This is a genomic window from Pseudomonas sp. JAI111 (assembly GCF_024809425.1).
Lineage (GTDB): Bacteria > Pseudomonadota > Gammaproteobacteria > Pseudomonadales > Pseudomonadaceae > Aquipseudomonas.
In genome coordinates this window covers 124,262-143,743 of sequence record NZ_JANUCB010000007.1, presented here as the reverse complement: position 1 = coordinate 143,743, position 19,482 = coordinate 124,262, and the positions used below count along the sequence as shown (strand labels likewise).

The window sequence follows — 19,482 nt, the reverse complement described above, 5'->3', positions numbered from 1 at the left end:
GGCCACAAGCCATCTGTTTACCTATTTTTTATATTGAATCCTTAAAGGAGTGCGGCACATGTCAAAAGGGCATTCGCTACAAGACCCTTACTTGAATACTTTACGTAAAGAGAAAGTTGGGGTGTCCATCTACCTGGTCAACGGGATCAAACTGCAAGGCACGATCGAGTCTTTCGACCAGTTCGTTATCCTGCTGAAAAACACCGTCAGCCAGATGGTTTACAAACACGCTATCTCTACAGTGGTGCCGGTTCGTCCAATTCGTCTGCCTAGCGCAACCGAATCCGAAGCAGGTGACGCTGAGCCAGGTAACGCCTGATAGGAGTCTCCTTTGTTCTTTGAGCGCCACGGTGGTGGTGAGCGAGTAATCCTCGTTCACTTGGATGGACAGGACCCTGAGGCGCGCGAAGATCCGCAGGAGTTTCAGGAATTGGCTAATTCGGCCGGCGCCGAGACCGTTGCGTTTTTTAACGTGCCGCGTCATCGGCCAACCGCCAAATTCCTGATTGGCAGCGGCAAGGTCGAGGAGCTGCGCGACCTGGTCCATGCCGAAAAGGCAGATCTGGTGATTTTCAATCACATCCTCACGCCCAGTCAGGAACGTAACCTCGAACGTGTTTTCGAGTGTCGCGTGATCGACCGTACCGGTCTGATTCTCGATATTTTCGCCCAGCGCGCCCGTACCCATGAAGGCAAGCTCCAGGTAGAACTGGCCCAGCTTGACCACATGAGCACCCGGCTGGTTCGTGGCTGGACTCACCTTGAGCGTCAGGGTGGCGGTATCGGTATGCGTGGCCCGGGTGAAACCCAGCTCGAAACCGACCGCCGCTTGCTGCGGGTTCGCCTGAGACAGATCAAGGGCCGGCTGGAAAAAGTGCGCAGTCAGCGCGAGCAGTCGCGACGCGGCCGTTCGCGTGCGGACATTCCTACCGTGTCCCTGGTGGGGTACACCAACGCCGGCAAATCCACGCTCTTCAATAACGTGACGAAATCCGACGTGTACGCGGCTGACCAGTTGTTTGCCACGCTGGACCCGACCTTGCGCCGTCTGGAAATCGACGACCTGGGGCCGATTGTCCTGGCCGACACTGTGGGTTTCATACGTCATTTGCCCCACAAACTGGTCGAGGCGTTTCGGTCTACGCTCGAAGAGTCGAGCAACTCCGACCTGCTGCTGCACGTGATCGATGCGGCCGAACCGGATCGCATGTTGCAGATCGAGCAGGTGATGGTGGTGCTGGGCGAGATCGGTGCCCAGGACTTGCCGATCCTTGAGGTATACAACAAACTCGATTTGCTTGAGGGCGTTGAGCCGCAAATCCAGCGCGATGCCGATGGCAAGCCGCTGCGGGTCTGGTTGTCGGCCAAGGACGGTACAGGTCTGGACTTGCTCAAGCAGGCCGTGGCCGAACTGCTTGGCAATGATTTGTTTGTTGGCACCTTGCGCTTGCCGCAACGTTTTGCTCGACTGCGTGCGCAGTTTTTCGAAGCCGGTGCGGTACAGAAAGAAGAACACGACGAAGAAGGCGTCTGCCTGCTGGCCGTTCGTTTGCCACGAATCGAGTTGAATCGACTGGTGAGCCGCGAAGGATTGCAGCCGATGGACTTCATCGAGCAACACACTTTGCAATAAAAGCCTGAGAAAGCGGTTGTGCCGTGGTGACAGGCATTCTGTAGCATTGGTCGGCGCGCCGTGGGTGCGTCTTTGCTTTATCAGATGGAGAGCGCTATGGCTTGGAATGAGCCGGGTGGCAACTCGAATAATCAGGATCCTTGGGGTGGCAAGCGCCGCAATAACGGCGACCGCAAGGGACCACCGGATCTCGACGAGGCCTTCCGAAAGCTGCAGGAAAGCCTGAACGGGTTGTTCGGTGGTGGTAAGAAACGCGGTGATGACGGCGGTGGTCCGGGCAGGAGTGGTGGCTTCGGCGGCCTGCTCGGCATCGGCCTTGTCGTGCTGGCGGCTATTTGGCTGTACAGCGCAGTCTATGTAGTCGACGAGCAGGAGCAAGCCGTGGTGCTGCGCTTCGGCAAGTACTACGAGACGGTCGGCCCAGGCTTGAACATCTACTTCCCGCCGATCGATCACAAGTACCTGGAAAACGTCACGCGTGAGCGTGCCTATACCAAGCAGGGTCAAATGCTGACTGAAGACGAGAACATCGTCGAAGTGCCGTTGACCGTGCAGTACAAGATCAGCAACCTGCAGGATTTCGTGCTGAGCGTCGATCAGCCGGAAATCAGCCTGCAGCACGCGACCGAAAGTGCATTGCGCCATGTCGTGGGTTCCACGGCGATGGACCAGGTGCTGACCGAAGGTCGTGAATTGATGGCCAGCGAAATCAAGGAGCGTCTGCAACGCTTCATGGATACCTATCGCACCGGCATCACTGTCACCCAGGTCAACGTACAGAGCGCAGCTGCACCGCGTGAAGTGCAGGAAGCCTTCGATGACGTGATCCGTGCCCGTGAAGACGAGCAGCGTTCGCGTAACCAGGCTGAAACCTATGCCAACGGTGTCGTGCCGGAAGCCCGTGGTCAGGCCCAGCGCATCCTTGAAGATGCCAACGGTTACCGTGACGAAACGGTATCGCGCGCCAAGGGTGAAGCGGATCGCTTTACCAAGTTGGTGGCCGAATATCGCAAGGCGCCTGAAGTCACCCGCGAGCGTCTGTACCTGGACACCATGCAGGAAGTCTTCAGCAATACCAGCAAGGTTCTCGTGACCGGCAACAAGAATGGCCAGAGCAATCTGCTGTACTTGCCGCTGGACAAGATGGTCGAAAGTGGTCGCAACACCAGCACTCCGGTGACCGGTGCGGCAGCTACCAGCAATGAAGCGAATGTGCGTTCGGCAGCTGATCTGCAGCAGCCGGCACGTACCAGGGAGAGTCGCTGATGAGCAATAAATCGCTGATCGCCCTTATTGTCGGCGTCGTCGTGGCGATCGCAGCCTGGAACTGCTTCTACATCGTGGCTCAGACCGAGCGTGCGGTGCTGCTGCAGTTCGGTCGCGTGGTTCAGGCTGACGTTCAACCAGGGTTGCACGTGAAAGTGCCTTACGTTAACCAGGTGCGTAAATTCGACGCACGCCTGATGACGCTGGACGCACCGACACAACGCTTCCTGACGCTGGAAAAGAAAGCCGTCATGGTCGATGCCTACGCCAAGTGGCGCGTGAAAGATGCCGAGCGCTTCTACACCGCGACCTCCGGCCTCAAGCAGATTGCTGACGAACGTCTTTCCCGTCGTCTGGAATCGGGCCTGCGTGACCAGTTCGGCAAGCGTACGCTGCATGAAGTGGTATCCGGTGAGCGCGATGCGCTGATGACCGATATCACCGCATCGTTGAACAAGATGGCTGAAAAAGAGCTGGGCATCGAAGTAGTCGATGTCCGGGTCAAGGCTATCGATCTGCCGAAGGAAGTGAACCGCAGCGTGTTCGAGCGCATGAGTTCCGAGCGTGAGCGTGAAGCTCGCGAGCACCGCGCCAAGGGTAACGAGCTGGCAGAAGGCATCCGTGCCGACGCCGATCGTCAACGCCGTGTGCTGCTGGCTGAAGCCTATCGTGAATCCGAAGAGGTTCGCGGTGATGGTGATGCCCAGGCCGCTGCAATCTACTCCAAGGCCTACGGCCAGGATCAGGAGTTCTACGGTTTCTATCGTAGCCTGCGCGCCTACCGTGAAAGCTTCGCGAACAAATCCGACGTCATGGTCCTGGACCCAAGCAGTGACTTCTTCCGTTACCTGGAAAAAGCCAAGCCTTGATACGACGTTGACCTGAATCATCCCCCGCCTGGCGGCTAAAGCCTCGGGCGGGGTGATCCTTTGGGAAAACGTGTGTATGATGCGGCAGCCGGGAAATTCCCGGCTTTTTTGCGTCTGCACGTTTGATTGCTGTTTTTTGTTTTATGCAGGCACGACGGTTTTTCGAGGAAAGTGGTGGGCGAAGCCGGTTCCAGGCTTTTCGCCACGTTGTTTATGCGCGTTGTTTGCACATGGGCCGATCATTTTCTGCTTCACTCAAGGCTCGCCCAACGGCTTGCCGCCCGGATCATAGGGGAATGGCGTAATGGCAACGGTAGACCGCTGGCTGCTGCCAGATGGCATCGAAGAAGTACTGCCACCAGAAGCCGCGCGTATTGAAGTCGCGCGTCGTCAGGTGTTGGATCTGTTCCAGAGCTGGGGTTACGAGTTTGTCGTGACTCCCCATATCGAGTACCTGGAATCCCTGCTGACCGGTGCGGGTTCGGATCTCGATCTGCGTACCTTCAAGGTCATCGACCCGCAATCGGGCCGGCAGATGGGTTTCCGTGCCGACATCACGCCGCAAGTGGCGCGCATCGATGCGCACACCCTGCGTCGCGAAGGCCCGAGTCGCCTGTGCTATGCCGGTAGCGTGTTGCATGCTCAGCCGCGCGCCCTTTCGTCCTCGCGCAGCCCGATTCAACTGGGCGCCGAGTTGTACGGCGATGCCAGCCCGAGCAGCGACGTGGAAGTCATCAGCCTGATGCTGGCCATGCTGCAACTGGCCGATGTGCCGGATGTGCACATGGACCTCGGTCATGTGGGGATCTACCGCGGCCTGGCCCGCGCCGCTGGTTTGTCCGGTGAAGTCGAGCAGCAGTTGTTCGATGCGTTGCAACGTAAAGCCATCGACGAGGTCATTACCTTGACCGAAGGCTTGCCTGCCGATCTGTCGGGCATGTTGCGAGCGTTGGTCGATCTGTGTGGCGGTCGTGAAGTATTGAGTGCTGCCCGTGAACGTCTGGCGGGTGCGCCGGCGCCGGTGTTGGCAGCGCTGGATGATTTGCTGGCGATTGCCGAGCGTCTTTCGGTGCGCTTCCCTGAGTTGCCGCTGTATTTCGACCTTGGTGAGTTGCGCGGTTATCACTACCACACCGGTGTGGTGTTCGCGGTGTTCGTGCCGGGTGTTGGCCAGTCCATTGCCCAGGGCGGTCGTTACGACGACATCGGCGCCGACTTCGGTCGCGCGCGTCCGGCTACCGGATTTTCCACCGATTTAAAAACCCTGGTGACCCTGGGGCGTGCTGAGATCAAGTTACCGTCTGGCGGTATCTGGATGCCTGACAGTACGGATGCGGCACTCTGGCAGCAGGTTTGCCAGTTGCGCAGTGAGGGTCAGCGTGTCGTTCAGGCATTGCCTGGGCAACCTTTGGCCGCCGCCCGTGAAGCGGACTGCGACCGGCAATTGATTCAGCAGAACGGGCTTTGGCAAGTATTGCCGCTGGCTTCTTGAGTTTTCCTGCCGGCTCGCCGCCGGCACCAAGTTTGCGCGAATGAGGACAAGTGTTATGGGTAAGAATGTCGTAGTCCTGGGCACCCAATGGGGTGATGAGGGCAAAGGCAAGATCGTTGATCTGCTGACCGAACATGCTGCCGCCGTAGTGCGCTATCAGGGTGGCCACAACGCTGGTCACACGCTGGTGATCGACGGCGAGAAAACCGTCTTGCACCTGATCCCGTCGGGCGTACTGCGCGAAGGCGTTCAGTGCCTGATCGGCAACGGCGTGGTGGTTGCACCCGACGCTCTGCTGCGGGAAATCATCAAGCTGGAAGAGAAAGGCGTACCGGTGCGTGAGCGCCTGCGTATCAGCCCGTCCTGCCCGCTGATCCTGTCCTATCACGTCGCGCTGGACCAGGCTCGTGAAAAGGCCCGTGGCGAGCTGAAGATCGGTACTACCGGTCGCGGCATCGGCCCGGCGTACGAAGACAAGGTTGCACGTCGTGGCCTGCGCATCGGTGACCTGTTCCATCGTGAGCGTTTCGCCGCCAAGCTGGGCGAGTTGCTGGATTACCACAACTTCGTGCTGGTCAATTACTACAAAGAGCCGGCCATCGATTTCCAGAAAACTCTTGATGAGTGCATGGAATACGCCGAGCTGCTCAAGCCGATGATGCTCGACGTCACCGCCGAGCTGCACGAGCTGCGTCGCGCTGGCAAAGACATCATGTTCGAAGGCGCCCAAGGCTCCCTGCTGGACATCGACCACGGTACCTACCCGTACGTCACCAGCTCCAACACCACCGCAGGCGGCATCGCCACCGGTTCGGGTTTTGGCCCGATGTACCTGGATTACATCCTGGGCATCACCAAGGCCTACACCACTCGCGTTGGTTCGGGTCCTTTCCCGACTGAGTTGTTCGACGACGTGGGTGCCTTCCTGGCCAAGCGTGGTCACGAGTTCGGTGCTACCACTGGCCGTGCCCGTCGTTGCGGCTGGTTCGATGCCGTCATCCTGCGTCGCGCCATCGACGTCAACAGCATCTCGGGCCTGTGCCTGACCAAGCTGGACGTGCTGGACGGCCTGGAAACCATCAATATCTGTGTTGGCTACAAGAACCAGGATGGTGCAGTGATCGACGCACCGACTGATGCCGACAGCTACATCGGCCTGGAGCCGGTGTACGAAGAGATGCCGGGCTGGACCGAATCCACCGTCGGTGCCAAGACGCTGGAAGAGCTGCCGCAAGCTGCTCGCAACTACATCAAACGCGTTGAAGAGTTGGTCGGTGCGCCGATCGACATTATTTCGACGGGGCCGGACCGCAACGAAACCATCGTTCTGCGTCATCCGTTCGCTTAATAAGTCGTTGATGTAAAACACAAAGGCCCCTTAATCGGGGCCTTTGTCGTTTATGCCCGTTGGGCGGCACGACCTTTGCTGTAATTATGCCTTCTGGCGTGCCATCAATTTAATGGCGTCAAAGCAGAGGGATAATCCCGTGTCAGCCATTCTCTCGTTGTTACAAAGCCGTCTTCTGCGGCCCGTGTTCGTTACCCTTGGTATCGCCCTTTTGGTGCAAGTGCTGGTTGCCGTCGCTCTGACCCGGAGCACAGTCACCGCGCTGGAGGCCGATCTAGGCGTGCGCCTGGGTGCTGACAGTCAAAAACTCTCCGGTGAGCTGGAGCAAGCGGGGCGTGAAGTCACGTCGAGCCTGGACAGCCTTTCGACCAATACCCGTCAGCGACTCACCGCCGGCCTGTCCTCGCGTCTGAAGGACGAGCAGGCGCAATTGCGTGGGACATTGGAAAAAGACCTGAAGGACTCCGCCAATGATATGGCGCAGCTTCTGGCCTCGGTCGCACCCCGCGCCATGTGGGACAGCGACGTTCCAACCCTGTCCGAATTCGCCCGTCGGGCCCAGCGTAATCCGAACGTGTTGTTCGTGATCTACGACGACGCCACCGGCCAGCACCTGACACGCTATTTGAATCGCGAGAACCCGATCAACAAAGCGCTTCTGGAGAAAGGCCAAGGCGAGCGCGCCTTGGACAAAGTGCTGGATGCGGCGAAGAGCGATCCGTCGGTCTACTACATCGAAGCCTCGATCAGCCCCAATGGCGTAGAAATCGGCAAGGTCTTGATGGGTGTATCTACCGCTTCGGTGGAAGTCGATCTGGCTGCCCTGGACAAGCGCTTCAGCGCGCTGATCGCCAGCAGTGATCAACTGGTCGGCGATAGCCTCAAAGGCGCGGCGGCTGATAGTGCCGCGGCGATGGGCGCGCGTCTGAAGTCGGCGCAGTCCACGGCCTCTGAAATGCAGGCCAATACCACCAGTACCGTGCAGCAAGCGGCGGGCACTTTGCGCTGGCGCATCGGTATGGGCCTGGCACTGGTCGGTTGCGGCGTGCTGCTGTTGCTGGCTGTGGTGCTGGGGCGTCGAGTGGTCAATCGCTTGAAGATGCTGATCAGCGCCATGGATGATCTGGCGGCGGGCGAGGGTGACCTGACCAAGCGTGTGCAAATCAACAGCAAGGACGAAATCGGCGACATGGCCTCGGCGGTCAATCGCTTCGTCGACAAGTTGCAGCCGATTGTGCGCGAAGCGGGCGATGTGGCTCAGCGCACCGGCGTCGAAATTGGCGCCATGACCCTGCGCAATGCCGGTGCCGATAAAGCGGCCGGCATGCAGCGCGATGAAGTGGCCGAGAGCCTGCGCGCGTTGTCGCAGATGGCCGATGAAGCCCAGTCTGAAAGCCATGCCATGCAGGCAGCCTTGCAGCAAGTGGTGGACATTCGTTCGGCCACGGATGAAAACACCCGGACGTCGGCGAAGGTCGGCAGCCTGATCGAGGCGTTGGCCGGTCAGGTCGATACCGGGGCGAAAGTCATCGAGCGGCTGGCGCAGCAGAGTGAGCAGATTGAAGTGGTGCTGACGGTGATCCACGGGATCGCCGAGCAGACCAACTTGCTGGCGCTGAACGCCGCCATCGAAGCGGCGCGAGCGGGTGAGACCGGTCGTGGCTTTGCGGTGGTGGCGGATGAAGTGCGGGCGCTGGCGAGCAAGACCCAGAGCTCCACCGGCGACATCCAGGCGCACATCGTGGCCTTGCAGCAAGGGGCGCGTGAGGCGGTGGCAGCGATTGGCCAGGCCGGGCGTCAGGCCAGTGAAGGTTTGCTGGTGCTGCGTGACAGTGCGCGGTTGCAGCAATCGGTGCAGGCGTCGGTCGAGCAGGTGCATGCGGCGATTGGTCTGGCGACTCAAGCTGCGGCGCATCAGGCGCAAGGCGCGCAGGCTGTGCGGGGGCGGGTCGAGACCATTCATGCTCAGGCCGAGAAAGCGGCACAGGCGGTGGTGGAAACCACGGCCAGCGGCAAAGTGTTGGATGGCTTGGCGGCGCAGTTGAAGGCGAGCCTGGGGCAGTTCAGGGCTTAAGATTCATATTAATGCGTCAGAAGTCATCGCGAGCAAGCTCGCTCCCACATTGGAATGCGTTCCCCTGTGGGAGCGGGCTTGCTCGCGATAGCGATCTCAGCGGCTCAGATACATCCGCGTCGTCAGCAAATAGACCGGTAATCCCGACACCAAAATCAACAACGCCGCATAAGGCGCCGCCGCCGCAAATTCCACGTTTGCGGTATGCGCCCACACTTCGGTAGCCAGCGTATTTAGCCCGGTCGGACTCAATAGCAGCGTCGCCGTGAGCTCCTTCATCGCATCCAGAAACACCAGCGCAAACGCCGCGCCCAATGCTGGAAAAATGATCGGCAGCGTCACTCGGCAAAACGCGCTGAATGACGACGCCCCCAGCGTGCGGGCCGCTTCTTCCAATTGTGGTGCGGCTTTATTCAGTGCCGTACGAATCGGTGCCTGAGCCAGCGGCAGGAACAGCAGCGCATACGCAATCAGCAGCAACGCCGAGGTCTGGTACAGCACCGGCACATAGTGCAGGGCGAAGTACACCAGCGTCAGCGCAATCACCAGTCCTGGCAGTGCATGCAGCAGATACGGCAAGCGTTCGGCCCAGATTGCCAGTTGCCCTTTATGGCGCACCACCAGCAGGCCGACCGGCACCGCCAGCACCAGGCACACTGCTGCGCCACCGAGGGAAAGTGCCAGCGACGACAACAGCGCTTCGCTGATCGCGGCCACGGGGAATGCGGCTGAGGAACCCACTGCCAGCCAGTACACCAACATGCCCAGCGGAATACCGCTGCCGACGATCGCCAGCGCCAGGCAATAAACCTGGCCAAGCGCCGACCAAGGCCCCAGCCGAACCTGCTCCGCGCGCCGAGCTGCGCCCTGGCCGGTGCGGACATGTCGGCCCTTGCCGCGAACCCGCAGTTCGAGCCACAACAGCATCAGGCACAGCGCCAGCAACACCGCAGACAGCATCGCTGCATTGGCGTTACTGAATTCCAGTTCGAACTGTTGATAGATCGCTGTCGTGAAGGTTTGCAGGCCGATGATGGAAAGCGCGCCGAACTCCACCAGCATGTGCAAGGCGATCAGCAGCGAGCCGGCCAGCAAAGACGGCCACAGTAGCGGCAAGGTGATTTTGAAAAACACGCCCCAGCGATTCTGTCCAAGGGTCCGGGCGGATTCCTCAAGCGAAGGATCGAGATTGCGCAGTGTCGCCGCGACCGGCAGAAAGATCAGCGGGTACTTGGACAGGGTCATCACCAGGATCGCCCCGCCCAAGCCTTCGAAGTGAGCGCTGAGCGAGACCCAGGTAAAACTGCTGACAAACGCCGGTACGGCGAACGGCAAGCACAGGATCACGCCCCACAATCGCCGCCCCGGCAGATTGCTGCGTTCCAGCAACCACGCCAGCGACAATCCGATCACGCCGCAGGCAAGGGTTACACCGACCATCAGTGCCAGCGTATTGCGCAGCAGCCCAAACACATACGGCCGCCAAAGCAGGTGCAGCGCCTCGGCCCAGCCGGCTTGCCAGGTTTTGAGCCCGACATAAGCCAGCGGCAGCAGACTGAGTACGACCAACAGCAAAACCGGTAGCAGCAGCCAGATCGATGGCCGCTTGCGCCGTGGCACGTAACCCCCGCGCTCGGCGGCGGCGGATAACGATGCGCTCATCAGTTCAAGCCAACGTCACGTTCCAGGTCCAGGGCTTCTTCTGCGTTGCCGAGGTCGGCTGGCGTGACTTTCGGCGCTTGCAGCTCGCTGAACGGCTTGAGGCCGCGATCCGATGCCATGCCTTTGTGCAGCGGGTATTCGGCAGTGGTCTGGGTGATCACGCGCTGACCTTCTTCGCTGGCCATGTAGGCAAGGAGTTGCTGGGCTTCTTTTGGATGTTTAGTCGATTTCAGCACGGCAGCGCTGGAAACGGTGATCAGCCCACCGACGTCGCCGCCGGTGAAGTAATGCAGTTTCGAATCGAGCTGGCCTTTTTCGCGTTGCAGGGCGAACCAGTAGTAGTTGTTCACCAGTACGGTGGCGATTTCGCCGTTTTCCACGGCCTTCAGGGCGACCATGTTGTTGCTGTAGGTCTTGCCGAACGCGCGCAGGCCGGTCAGCCATTCTTCGGCGGCATCCATGCCGTGCACTTTGATGATTGCCACGGCCTGTTCCTGGAACGCGCCACTGCTCGGCACGAAGCCGACCTTGCCTTGCCATTTCGGATCGGAGAATTCCATCACCGACTTGGGCAGGTCTTTTTCGTCGATCAGTTTCGGGTTGAAAGCCACCACGCGGACCCGGGCGGTGATGCCGATCCAGGTGCCGTTGCCGGCGACGTAGTCTTTGGGCAGGACGGCAAGGGTGGCGGCATCGGTTTGCGCCAGCAGGCCTTGTTCGCCGAGCTTGTTCAGCGGAGGCGATTCTTCGGTGTAGATCACGTCGGCGGGGGAGCGATCGCCTTCTTCGACGACCTGGCTGGCCAGCTGGTTGCTGCTGCCTTTGCGCACGTTGACGTGAATGCCGGTCTTGGCTTCGAAGGCTTTGGCGACGGCATCGCCGACTTCTTTGTGTTGACCGTTATAGAGTGTCAGGGAAACTGGATCAGCAGCCTGGGTGAGGGGAGTGGCGAGGGCCAGGCTGAACAGGGTGAAGGTCAGGCCGCGGCGCAGGGTATTTCGAAACATCATTCGCAGGGTTCCTCACTGTCGCATTGCAAAAACTTGCAACAATGATAAACGATATTGTTTCTCAAGTGCGCCTTGCCGGGGCTGTCGAGGCGCTGTTAGAGCGGTGCGCCATAACTTTTCAAAGCCTAGAAACGCAAAAACCCGCTTTCGCGGGTTTCTGTGCAATTCCAGATCGACTCTGAAATTTGAATTGGTGCCCAGAAGAAGACTCGAACTTCCACGACCTTGCGGTCACCAGCACCTGAAGCTGGCGTGTCTACCAATTTCACCATCTGGGCATGATCTTCAGCGTTGCCGCTGTTGATGTGGCGCACTATACGGAGAGCGTTTTGATCTGTAAACCCCTGATTTAGATTTAATAAATCAGATGTTTAGAATGCAAAAAACCCGCTTTCGCGGGTTTTTGTGTGAGCCTTGAAATTGATCTAATCTCAAGCTCGAAATTGGTGCCCAGAAGAAGACTCGAACTTCCACGACCTTGCGGTCACCAGCACCTGAAGCTGGCGTGTCTACCAATTTCACCATCTGGGCAGTATCGGCAACGCTAGTGCGTCGTCGATGGCGCGCACTATACGGAGCGTCTTTTTAACTGTAAACCCCTGGAATTAAAAAAACCTGAAAAATGTTACCAGTGGCATTCAAATCATCATTGTGTTGTCGATAAAGTGCTTTAGATGGGCTGTCACAGCCTGAAATTTCCCGTTTCATTACGCCTATGCCAAACTAACCCGCATATAGACAAGGTGAAAACTCTCTAATGGCCGATTGGCAGACCCTCGATCCCGAGGCCGCTCGTGAAGCGGAAAAATATGACAACCCTATTCCTAGCCGCGAACTGATCCTTCAGCACCTTGCTGATCGGGGTTCGCCTGCTAACCGCGAGCAGCTGGTCGAAGAGTTTGGTCTGACCACCGAAGACCAGATCGAAGCCCTGCGTCGCCGCCTGCGCGCCATGGAGCGCGATGCTCAACTCATTTATACCCGTCGGGGCACGTATGCGCCGGTGGACAAGCTCGACCTGATCCTTGGCCGCATCAGCGGTCACCGTGACGGCTTCGGCTTCCTGGTCCCGGACGACGGCAGTGACGACTTGTTCATGAGCCCGGCGCAAATGCGTCTGGTGTTCGACGGCGACCGTGCCCTGGCCCGCGTCTCCGGTCTCGACCGTCGCGGTCGCCGTGAAGGCATGATCGTCGAAGTGGTGTCCCGTGCCCACGAGACCATCGTTGGTCGCTACTTCGAAGAGGGCGGTATCGGTTTTGTTGTGGCGGATAACCCGAAGATCCAGCAAGAAGTGCTGGTCACTCCGGGCCGTAACGCCAATGCGCAGATCGGTCAGTTCGTCGAAGTGAAGATCACTCACTGGCCGACGCCACGCTTCCAGCCGCAAGGCGACGTGGTTGAAGTCGTGGGTAATTACATGGCGCCGGGCATGGAAATCGACATCGCCCTGCGTACTTACGATATTCCTCACGTCTGGCCTGAGGCGGTGCTCAAAGAAGCCGCCAAGCTCAAGCCGGAAGTCGAAGAGAAAGACAAAGAAAAGCGCATCGACCTGCGTCATCTGCCGTTCGTGACCATCGACGGTGAAGATGCTCGCGACTTCGATGACGCGGTGTACTGCGAAGCCAAGCCGGGCAAGCTGCGCCTGTTCTCCGGTGGCTGGAAGTTGTACGTGGCGATTGCCGACGTCTCCAGCTACGTGAAGATCGGTTCGGCCCTGGACGCTGAATCCCAGGTTCGCGGCAACTCGGTTTATTTCCCCGAGCGCGTGGTGCCGATGCTGCCTGAGCAGCTGTCCAACGGCCTGTGCTCGCTGAACCCGCACGTCGATCGCCTGGCCATGGTTTGCGAGATGACCATCTCCAAATCCGGCGAGATGACCGACTACTGCTTCTACGAAGCGGTGATTCACTCCCATGCCCGCCTGACCTACAACAAAGTCAGCGCGATGCTGGAAACGCCGAAACTCACCGAGGCGCGTCAGCTTCGTGGCGAGTACAACGACGTCCTGCCGCATCTCAAGCAGCTTTACGCCCTGTACAAAGTGCTGTTGGCTGCGCGACATGTGCGTGGCGCGATCGATTTCGAAACCCAGGAAACCCGGATCATCTTCGGGACCGAGCGCAAGATTGCCGAAATCCGTCCGACCGTTCGCAACGATGCGCATAAGCTGATCGAGGAATGCATGCTGGCGGCCAACGTGGCCACCGCTGAATTCCTGAAAAAACACGAAATCCCTGCGCTGTATCGCGTCCACGACGGTCCGCCACCGGAGCGTCTGGAAAAACTGCGCGCCTTCCTCGGTGAGCTTGGCCTGTCCCTGCACAAAGGCAAGGACGGCCCGTCGCCGAAGGATTACCAGGCGTTGTTGGCGAGCATCAAGGATCGTCCGGATTTCCATCTGATCCAGACCGTCATGTTGCGTTCGTTGAGCCAAGCGGTGTACAGCGCCGATAACCAGGGCCACTTCGGCCTGAATTACGAAGCCTATACCCACTTCACTTCGCCGATCCGTCGCTACCCGGATTTGCTCACGCACCGGGCGATTCGCAGCGTTATCCATTCGAAGCAGGACACGCCGCACGTTCGCCGTGCCGGCGCGATGACGATTCCGAAAGCGCGCATTTATCCGTATGACGAAGCGGCTCTGGAGCAGCTCGGCGAGCAATGCTCGATGAGCGAGCGGCGTGCCGACGAAGCGACCCGCGACGTTGTGAACTGGCTCAAGTGCGAGTTCATGAAGGATCGTGTTGGCGAGTCGTTCCCGGGTGTGATCACCGCCGTGACCGGTTTTGGCCTGTTCGTCGAGCTGACCGACATCTACGTCGAAGGCCTGGTGCATGTCACCGCGCTGCCGGGCGATTACTACCACTTCGACCCTGTGCATCACCGCCTGGCCGGTGAGCGTACGGGTCGCAGCTTCCGCCTGGGCGACACCGTTGAAGTGCGCGTCATGCGAGTTGACCTCGACGAGCGCAAGATCGACTTCGAGATGGCTGAAAAAACCATCAGTGCGCCGATCGGTCGCAAGAAGCGCGGGAATGAAAAGGCTGAGCCAGCCGCCAAGGCAGCCGCTAAAACCGCTGCAGAGCCGGCCCCGGCGAAAACCGGTCGCCGTCCTGCGAAGGAAAAGGCTGTAGAGGCTTATCGCCCGAGCGATGCGGCGGCAAAAAATGCCGAACTGCGTAAAAGCCGTGAACTGAAACAGGCGTTGCTGTCTGAAGCGAAAAGCGGCGGTAAAGCGGCGTCTGGGGGAAAGACCGGACGGTCGGCGCCTGACAAGGCTTCCGGCAGCAAGCCGAGCAAACACCGTAAAGGCCCGCCGAAAGCGGGTTCAGCCCCAGCCAAAAGCGGCGGGGCGCGTAAACCTAAGGCCAAGTCATGAGTCAGTTGGAAAAAATCTACGGCGTGCATGCGGTAGAAGCATTGCTGCGCCACCACCCGAAACGCGTCAAGCAGATCTGGCTGGCTGAAGGCCGCAGTGATCCGCGTGTGCAGACCCTGATTCAACTGGCGGCGGAAAATCGCGTAGCGGTCGGCAACGCCGAGCGCCGTGAGCTGGATGCCTGGGTCGAAGGCGTGCACCAAGGCGTGGTGGCGGACGTGAGTCCGAGCCAGGTCTGGGGCGAAGCGATGCTCGACGAACTGCTCGATCGCACCGAAGGCGCGCCGCTGCTGTTGGTGCTCGACGGCGTGACCGATCCGCACAACCTCGGCGCGTGCCTGCGTTCTGCCGATGCGGCCGGCGCTCTGGCGGTGATCGTTCCGAAAGACAAGTCGGCCACGCTGACCCCGACAGTGCGAAAAGTCGCCTGTGGCGCGGCGGAAGTGATTCCGCTGGTTGCCGTGACCAACCTGGCGCGCACCCTGGAAAAGCTCAAGCAACGCGGCCTGTGGGTTGTCGGTACGGCGGGCGAGGCTGAGCAGAGTCTGTATCAGCAGGACATGACCGGCCCGACCATCCTGATCATGGGTGCCGAAGGCAGCGGCATGCGGCGCCTGACGCGCGATCTTTGCGACTACCTGGTGCACTTGCCGATGACTGGCAGCGTCAGCAGTCTCAACGTCTCCGTGGCGACTGGCGTTTGCCTGTTCGAAGCGCAACGCCAGCGTAGCGTCAAAGCAGCCGGAACCGCCAAAAAGTCCTAAGTCTGTGGTAATCCCTGTGGGAGCGGGCTTGCTCGCGATAGCGGCGTAACATTCGGCATTAGTGTTGGATGTTGCGCCCCAATCGCGAGCAGGCTCGCTCCCACAGTGGTTTGTGCCGAGGCGAAAACAGGCGGTTGAACGAACTGTTCAAATAATCACCAATTGCCTTGCACCTCTTCGGTCCCTTCTCTACAATTGCGCCCCTTGCTGTGACGGCAGGCACGCATGTGTCTATCGCAAGCAAGTCCATTAGTGTCATTCACTCCTTGTCTGACCGCTTTTGAGCGGCAGGCTACAACCCGTAAGGAGCATTCATGCGTCATTACGAAATCATCTTTTTGGTCCACCCGGATCAAAGCGAGCAAGTCGGCGGCATGGTTGAGCGTTACACCAAGCTGATCGAAGAAGACGGCGGCAAAATCCACCGTCTGGAAGATTGGGGCCGTCGTCAACTGGCCTACGCAATCAACAATGTTCACAAGGCTCACTACGTGATGCTGAACGTTGAATGCACTGGCAAGGCCCTGGCCGAGCTGGAAGACAACTTCCGCTACAACGATGCAGTGATCCGTAACCTGGTCATCCGTCGCGAAGAAGCCGTTACCGGCCAATCCGAGATGCTCAAGGCTGAAGAAAACCGCAGTGAGCGCCGTGAGCGTCGCGACCGTCCTGAGCACGAAGGCGCTGAAAGCGCTGATAGTGATGACAGCGACAACAGCGATAACGCTGACGAGTAATCCACGGACCTTTTAAGGAGCCTATCAAATGGCACGTTTCTTCCGTCGTCGTAAATTCTGCCGCTTCACCGCTGAAGACGTGAAAGAGATCGATTACAAAGATCTCAACACTCTGAAAGCTTATGTATCCGAGACCGGCAAAATCGTTCCAAGCCGCATCACCGGTACCAAAGCACGTTATCAGCGTCAGCTGGCCACCGCTATCAAGCGCGCCCGCTTCCTGGCCCTGCTGGCCTACACCGACAGCCACGGCCGCTGAGACCGGGCAGTCGACACGTAGCAAAGGATTGAAAGCATGCGTGCCTTAGCTGAGTTCATCATGCGCGGCCGTATGCAGGCCACTCTCGTAGTGGCCGGATGCGCAACATTGCCGTTGTTGTATTGGTTGGGTGCTGCCGCTGGATGCCTTGTGCTCTTGCGGCGCGGATTGAAGGACGCCATTGGCGTACTTGCTCTGGGATTGCTGCCGGCGTTGGTCTGGTGGCTTTACTCCGACGACCCACGGGCACTTCTGGTGCTGCTGGGGTCTTCGAGCCTTGCGTTGGTTTTGCGCGCAAGCGAGTCCTGGGTCCGCGTGCTGCTGGTCAGCGTAGCAGTGGGAACGGTGTTTTCGGTGGTGCTGGGGGCGGCTTTTGCGCCCCAGATCGAGATGCTGGCGCAGGCCTTGATAAAGGTCATGCCGTCGCTACTCGGTGATGTCTACCAGAAGTTGTCGGTAGACGAGCAAGCGCATTTTGCGTCCCTGATTGCTCCGGTCCTGACCGGCTTGATTGCGGCCTTGTTGCAAATCGTCAGTGTGCTGAGCCTGATTGTCGGGCGCTACTGGCAGGCGTTGTTGTACAACCCGGGTGGTTTTGGTCGCGAGTTTCGCGCCATCCGATTCCCGCTGGGGCCGGCGATTGCAATGCTGGTGTTGATGCTTCTGGGGCCGAACATCGGTCCGCAGATGGCGATGTTGACACCGTTGTGCAGTGTTCCGCTGGTGTTCGCCGGGCTGGCCCTGATTCACGGGCTGGTGGCGAAGAAGCGACTGGCCAGGTTCTGGCTGGTGGGGTTGTACGTCACGCTGTTGCTGTTCATGCAGCTGATCTATCCGTTGCTGGTGGTCTTGGCCATCGTCGACAGCCTGATTGATTTTCGCGGTCGTTCGGCGCCGAAAGACGCCGATAGCGCGAACGGTGAAGGTTAAAAGTTAAGAGGATTTTCACATGCAACTGATCCTTCTGGAAAAAGTCACCAACCTGGGCAACCTGGGTGACAAAGTAAACGTCAAGGCTGGTTACGGTCGTAACTACCTGCTGCCTTACGGCAAAGCTACCGCTGCGACCGCTGCCAACCTGGCTGCGTTCGAAGAGCGTCGCGCTGAGCTGGAAAAAGCCGCAGCAGACCGTAAGATTTCGGCTGAAAGCCGTGCCGCCCAACTGGCTGAGCTGGAAGTGACTATCACTGCCACCGCTGGCGACGAAGGCAAGCTGTTCGGTTCGATCGGTACTCACGACATCGCTGATGCACTGACCGCCTCTGGCGTTGAAGTTGCAAAAAGCGAAGTTCGTCTGCCGAACGGCACTATCCGTAACGTAGGTGAATTCGACGTAGCCGTGCATCTGCACGCCGAAGTTGAAGCCACCGTACGCGTTGTCGTGGTAGCAGCTTAAGCAGCACTTGTCGGCTGGCACCCTCGGGTGCTTGCCGGTAACATCGGGCACGATCCTGTTTACAGGTCGTGCCCTTTGTCTTTCTGCAGTTCCTGATTTACACAACTATTCAAGTGGCCATGAACGATATCTCCGCACCCGAGCAATACGATCTGCAAACCGCTGCCCTGAAGGTGCCGCCGCATTCCATCGAGGCCGAACAGGCCGTGCTCGGTGGTCTGATGCTGGACAACAACGCCTGGGAACGCGTGCTGGATCAGGTTTCGGATGGCGATTTCTATCGACATGACCACCGTTTGATCTTCCGTGCGATCGCCAAGCTGGCCGATCAGAACTCACCAATCGACGTGGTGACCCTGGCCGAGCAATTGGACAAGGAAGGCCAGACCTCGCAAGTCGGTGGTCTCGGTTACCTGGGTGAGCTGGCGAAAAACACGCCGTCTGTCGCCAACATCAAGGCCTATGCACAGATCGTTCGTGCGCGAGCGACCTTGCGGCAATTGATCGGTATCGCCACCGAAATCGCCGACAGTGCCTTCAACCCTGAAGGCCGCACGGCTGAAGAAATTCTCGATGAAGCTGAACGGCAGATCTTCCAGATCGCCGAGGCCCGGCCAAAAACCGGCGGCCCGGTGAGTGTGAATGACCTGCTGACCAAGGCCATCGACCGCATCGACACCCTGTTCAACACCGACAACGCCATCACTGGCCTGTCCACCGGTTACACCGACCTCGACGAGAAGACCAGCGGCCTGCAGCCGTCCGACCTGATCATCGTCGCCGGCCGTCCGTCCATGGGTAAAACCACCTTTGCGATGAACCTGGTGGAAAACGCCGTGTTGCGCAGCGACAAGTGCGTCCTGGTTTACTCGCTGGAGATGCCAGGCGAATCGCTGATCATGCGTATGTTGTCGTCGCTTGGCCGTATCGACCAGACCAAGGTCCGGGCCGGCCGCCTGGACGATGACGATTGGCCGCGCCTGACTTCGGCAGTCAATCTGCTCAATGATCGCAAACTGTTCATCGACGATACGGCGGGTATCAGCCCCTCTGAGATGCGCGCGCGGACCCGGCGTCTGGTGCGTGAGCACGGCGACATCGCCCTGATCATGATCGACTACCTGCAGTTGATGCAGATTCCAGGTTCCGGTGGCGATAACCGGACCAACGAGATTTCCGAGATTTCCCGGTCCTTGAAAGCCCTGGCCAAGGAATTCAACTGCCCGGTGGTGGCGCTGTCCCAGCTCAACCGCTCCCTGGAGCAACGACCGAACAAGCGCCCGATCAACTCCGACCTTCGGGAATCCGGAGCGATCGAGCAGGATGCTGACGTGATCATGTTCGTATACCGGGACGAGGTGTATCACCCGGAAACCGAGCACAAGGGCATTGCCGAAATCATCATCGGTAAACAGCGGAACGGACCGATTGGTACGTCACGGCTGGCGTTCATTGGCAAGTACACCCGTTTCGAAAACCTGGCGCCGGGCAGCTATAACTTCGACGACGAATAATTTCCGTCGTCTGGTCAGGCCTCATCGCGAGCAGGCTCACTCCCACCTTGGAATGCATTCCCCTGTGGGA

Annotated in this window: 16 protein-coding genes and 2 tRNA genes; 14 read left to right on the top strand and 4 right to left on the bottom strand. The window is 59.1% G+C overall.

Annotated features, from left to right (window positions below; genetic code table 11):
• The first annotated feature begins 58 nt into the window (after positions 1 to 58).
• From hfq to HNR03_RS21345, 7 genes are all read left to right on the top strand, one after another.
• Positions 59 to 319 (top strand): RNA chaperone Hfq, encoded by a 261-nt coding sequence (gene hfq / locus HNR03_RS21375; RefSeq protein WP_007902656.1) that lies wholly within the window; start codon positions 59 to 61, stop codon positions 317 to 319.
• 12 nt (positions 320 to 331) lie between these two features.
• Positions 332 to 1,633: a ribosome rescue GTPase HflX gene (gene hflX / locus HNR03_RS21370; RefSeq protein WP_259155611.1), complete on the top strand. Its 1,302-nt coding sequence runs from the start codon at positions 332 to 334 to the stop codon at positions 1,631 to 1,633.
• 96 nt (positions 1,634 to 1,729) lie between these two features.
• Positions 1,730 to 2,899 (top strand): FtsH protease activity modulator HflK, encoded by a 1,170-nt coding sequence (hflK, locus tag HNR03_RS21365; RefSeq protein WP_222589537.1) that lies wholly within the window; start codon positions 1,730 to 1,732, stop codon positions 2,897 to 2,899.
• Positions 2,899 to 3,768 (top strand): protease modulator HflC, encoded by an 870-nt coding sequence (gene hflC / locus HNR03_RS21360; RefSeq protein ID WP_059405812.1) that lies wholly within the window; start codon positions 2,899 to 2,901, stop codon positions 3,766 to 3,768. Before hflK ends, hflC begins: the two co-directional genes overlap by 1 nt.
• A gap of 304 nt (positions 3,769 to 4,072) precedes the next feature.
• Positions 4,073 to 5,260: an ATP phosphoribosyltransferase regulatory subunit gene (locus HNR03_RS21355; protein ID WP_090176247.1), complete on the top strand. Its 1,188-nt coding sequence runs from the start codon at positions 4,073 to 4,075 to the stop codon at positions 5,258 to 5,260.
• A gap of 55 nt (positions 5,261 to 5,315) precedes the next feature.
• Positions 5,316 to 6,608: an adenylosuccinate synthase gene (locus HNR03_RS21350; RefSeq protein ID WP_010464193.1), complete on the top strand. Its 1,293-nt coding sequence runs from the start codon at positions 5,316 to 5,318 to the stop codon at positions 6,606 to 6,608.
• A gap of 139 nt (positions 6,609 to 6,747) precedes the next feature.
• Positions 6,748 to 8,682, top strand: coding sequence for a methyl-accepting chemotaxis protein (locus tag HNR03_RS21345; protein ID WP_222589538.1), 1,935 nt, complete (start codon positions 6,748 to 6,750; stop codon positions 8,680 to 8,682).
• Positions 8,683 to 8,778: 96 nt separating this feature from the next.
• On the opposite strand, the gene HNR03_RS21340 is transcribed toward HNR03_RS21345, so the two are convergent.
• From HNR03_RS21340 to HNR03_RS21325, 4 genes are all read right to left on the bottom strand, one after another.
• A complete protein-coding gene (locus tag HNR03_RS21340; RefSeq protein ID WP_259155609.1) occupies positions 8,779 to 10,344 on the bottom strand; it encodes an iron ABC transporter permease in 1,566 nt (521 codons plus the stop codon).
• Entirely contained in the window at positions 10,344 to 11,354 is a 1,011-nt protein-coding gene (locus tag HNR03_RS21335; protein WP_259155608.1) for an extracellular solute-binding protein, read from the bottom strand. Before HNR03_RS21335 ends, HNR03_RS21340 begins: the two co-directional genes overlap by 1 nt.
• A gap of 191 nt (positions 11,355 to 11,545) precedes the next feature.
• Positions 11,546 to 11,632, bottom strand: a tRNA-Leu gene (locus HNR03_RS21330).
• Positions 11,633 to 11,798: 166 nt separating this feature from the next.
• Positions 11,799 to 11,885 (bottom strand) — tRNA-Leu (locus HNR03_RS21325).
• A gap of 226 nt (positions 11,886 to 12,111) precedes the next feature.
• Between HNR03_RS21325 and rnr the strand changes: the two genes are divergently transcribed.
• From rnr to dnaB, 7 genes are all read left to right on the top strand, one after another.
• Positions 12,112 to 14,742 (top strand): ribonuclease R, encoded by a 2,631-nt coding sequence (gene rnr / locus HNR03_RS21320; protein ID WP_259155606.1) that lies wholly within the window; start codon positions 12,112 to 12,114, stop codon positions 14,740 to 14,742.
• Positions 14,739 to 15,506 carry a 23S rRNA (guanosine(2251)-2'-O)-methyltransferase RlmB gene (gene rlmB / locus HNR03_RS21315; protein WP_027921975.1) on the top strand — a complete coding sequence of 256 codons (768 nt, stop codon included), beginning with the start codon at positions 14,739 to 14,741 and terminating at the stop codon, positions 15,504 to 15,506. The genes rnr and rlmB overlap by 4 nt, the downstream gene beginning before the upstream one ends.
• 314 nt (positions 15,507 to 15,820) lie before the next feature.
• Entirely contained in the window at positions 15,821 to 16,243 is a 423-nt protein-coding gene (gene rpsF / locus HNR03_RS21310) for a 30S ribosomal protein S6 (RefSeq protein ID WP_003217491.1), read from the top strand.
• 28 nt (positions 16,244 to 16,271) lie between these two features.
• Positions 16,272 to 16,502 (top strand): 30S ribosomal protein S18, encoded by a 231-nt coding sequence (rpsR, locus tag HNR03_RS21305; RefSeq protein ID WP_002551829.1) that lies wholly within the window; start codon positions 16,272 to 16,274, stop codon positions 16,500 to 16,502.
• Between the two features lie 36 nt (positions 16,503 to 16,538).
• Positions 16,539 to 17,432, top strand: a complete 894-nt coding sequence (locus tag HNR03_RS21300) for a hypothetical protein (RefSeq protein WP_090176231.1) — start codon at positions 16,539 to 16,541, stop codon at positions 17,430 to 17,432.
• Between the two features lie 19 nt (positions 17,433 to 17,451).
• The gene (gene rplI, locus HNR03_RS21295) at positions 17,452 to 17,898 is read left to right on the top strand and encodes a 50S ribosomal protein L9 (RefSeq protein WP_033055552.1); all 447 of its coding nucleotides are present in this window, start codon (positions 17,452 to 17,454) and stop codon (positions 17,896 to 17,898) included.
• Positions 17,899 to 18,017: 119 nt separating this feature from the next.
• The gene (gene dnaB / locus HNR03_RS21290; protein WP_007902695.1) at positions 18,018 to 19,412 is read left to right on the top strand and encodes a replicative DNA helicase; all 1,395 of its coding nucleotides are present in this window, start codon (positions 18,018 to 18,020) and stop codon (positions 19,410 to 19,412) included.
• Positions 19,413 to 19,482: the final 70 nt, after the last annotated feature.

Bases quoted from the DNA above. Each gene is read 5' to 3' on its own strand.
- rlmB (WP_027921975.1), top strand. From the start codon at position 14,739: ATGAGTCAGTTGGAAAAAATCTACGGCGTGCATGCGGTAGAAGCATTG.
- HNR03_RS21340 (WP_259155609.1), bottom strand. From the start codon at position 10,344: ATGAGCGCATCGTTATCCGCCGCCGCCGAGCGCGGGGGTTACGTGCCA.
- hfq (WP_007902656.1), top strand. From the start codon at position 59: ATGTCAAAAGGGCATTCGCTACAAGACCCTTACTTGAATACTTTACGT.
- hflC (WP_059405812.1), top strand. From the start codon at position 2,899: ATGAGCAATAAATCGCTGATCGCCCTTATTGTCGGCGTCGTCGTGGCG.
- hflK (WP_222589537.1), top strand. From the start codon at position 1,730: ATGGCTTGGAATGAGCCGGGTGGCAACTCGAATAATCAGGATCCTTGG.
- HNR03_RS21355 (WP_090176247.1), top strand. From the start codon at position 4,073: ATGGCAACGGTAGACCGCTGGCTGCTGCCAGATGGCATCGAAGAAGTA.
- rplI (WP_033055552.1), top strand. From the start codon at position 17,452: ATGCAACTGATCCTTCTGGAAAAAGTCACCAACCTGGGCAACCTGGGT.
- rpsR (WP_002551829.1), top strand. From the start codon at position 16,272: ATGGCACGTTTCTTCCGTCGTCGTAAATTCTGCCGCTTCACCGCTGAA.
- HNR03_RS21300 (WP_090176231.1), top strand. From the start codon at position 16,539: ATGCGTGCCTTAGCTGAGTTCATCATGCGCGGCCGTATGCAGGCCACT.
- dnaB (WP_007902695.1), top strand. From the start codon at position 18,018: ATGAACGATATCTCCGCACCCGAGCAATACGATCTGCAAACCGCTGCC.
- rnr (WP_259155606.1), top strand. From the start codon at position 12,112: ATGGCCGATTGGCAGACCCTCGATCCCGAGGCCGCTCGTGAAGCGGAA.
- HNR03_RS21335 (WP_259155608.1), bottom strand. From the start codon at position 11,354: ATGATGTTTCGAAATACCCTGCGCCGCGGCCTGACCTTCACCCTGTTC.
- rpsF (WP_003217491.1), top strand. From the start codon at position 15,821: ATGCGTCATTACGAAATCATCTTTTTGGTCCACCCGGATCAAAGCGAG.
- HNR03_RS21350 (WP_010464193.1), top strand. From the start codon at position 5,316: ATGGGTAAGAATGTCGTAGTCCTGGGCACCCAATGGGGTGATGAGGGC.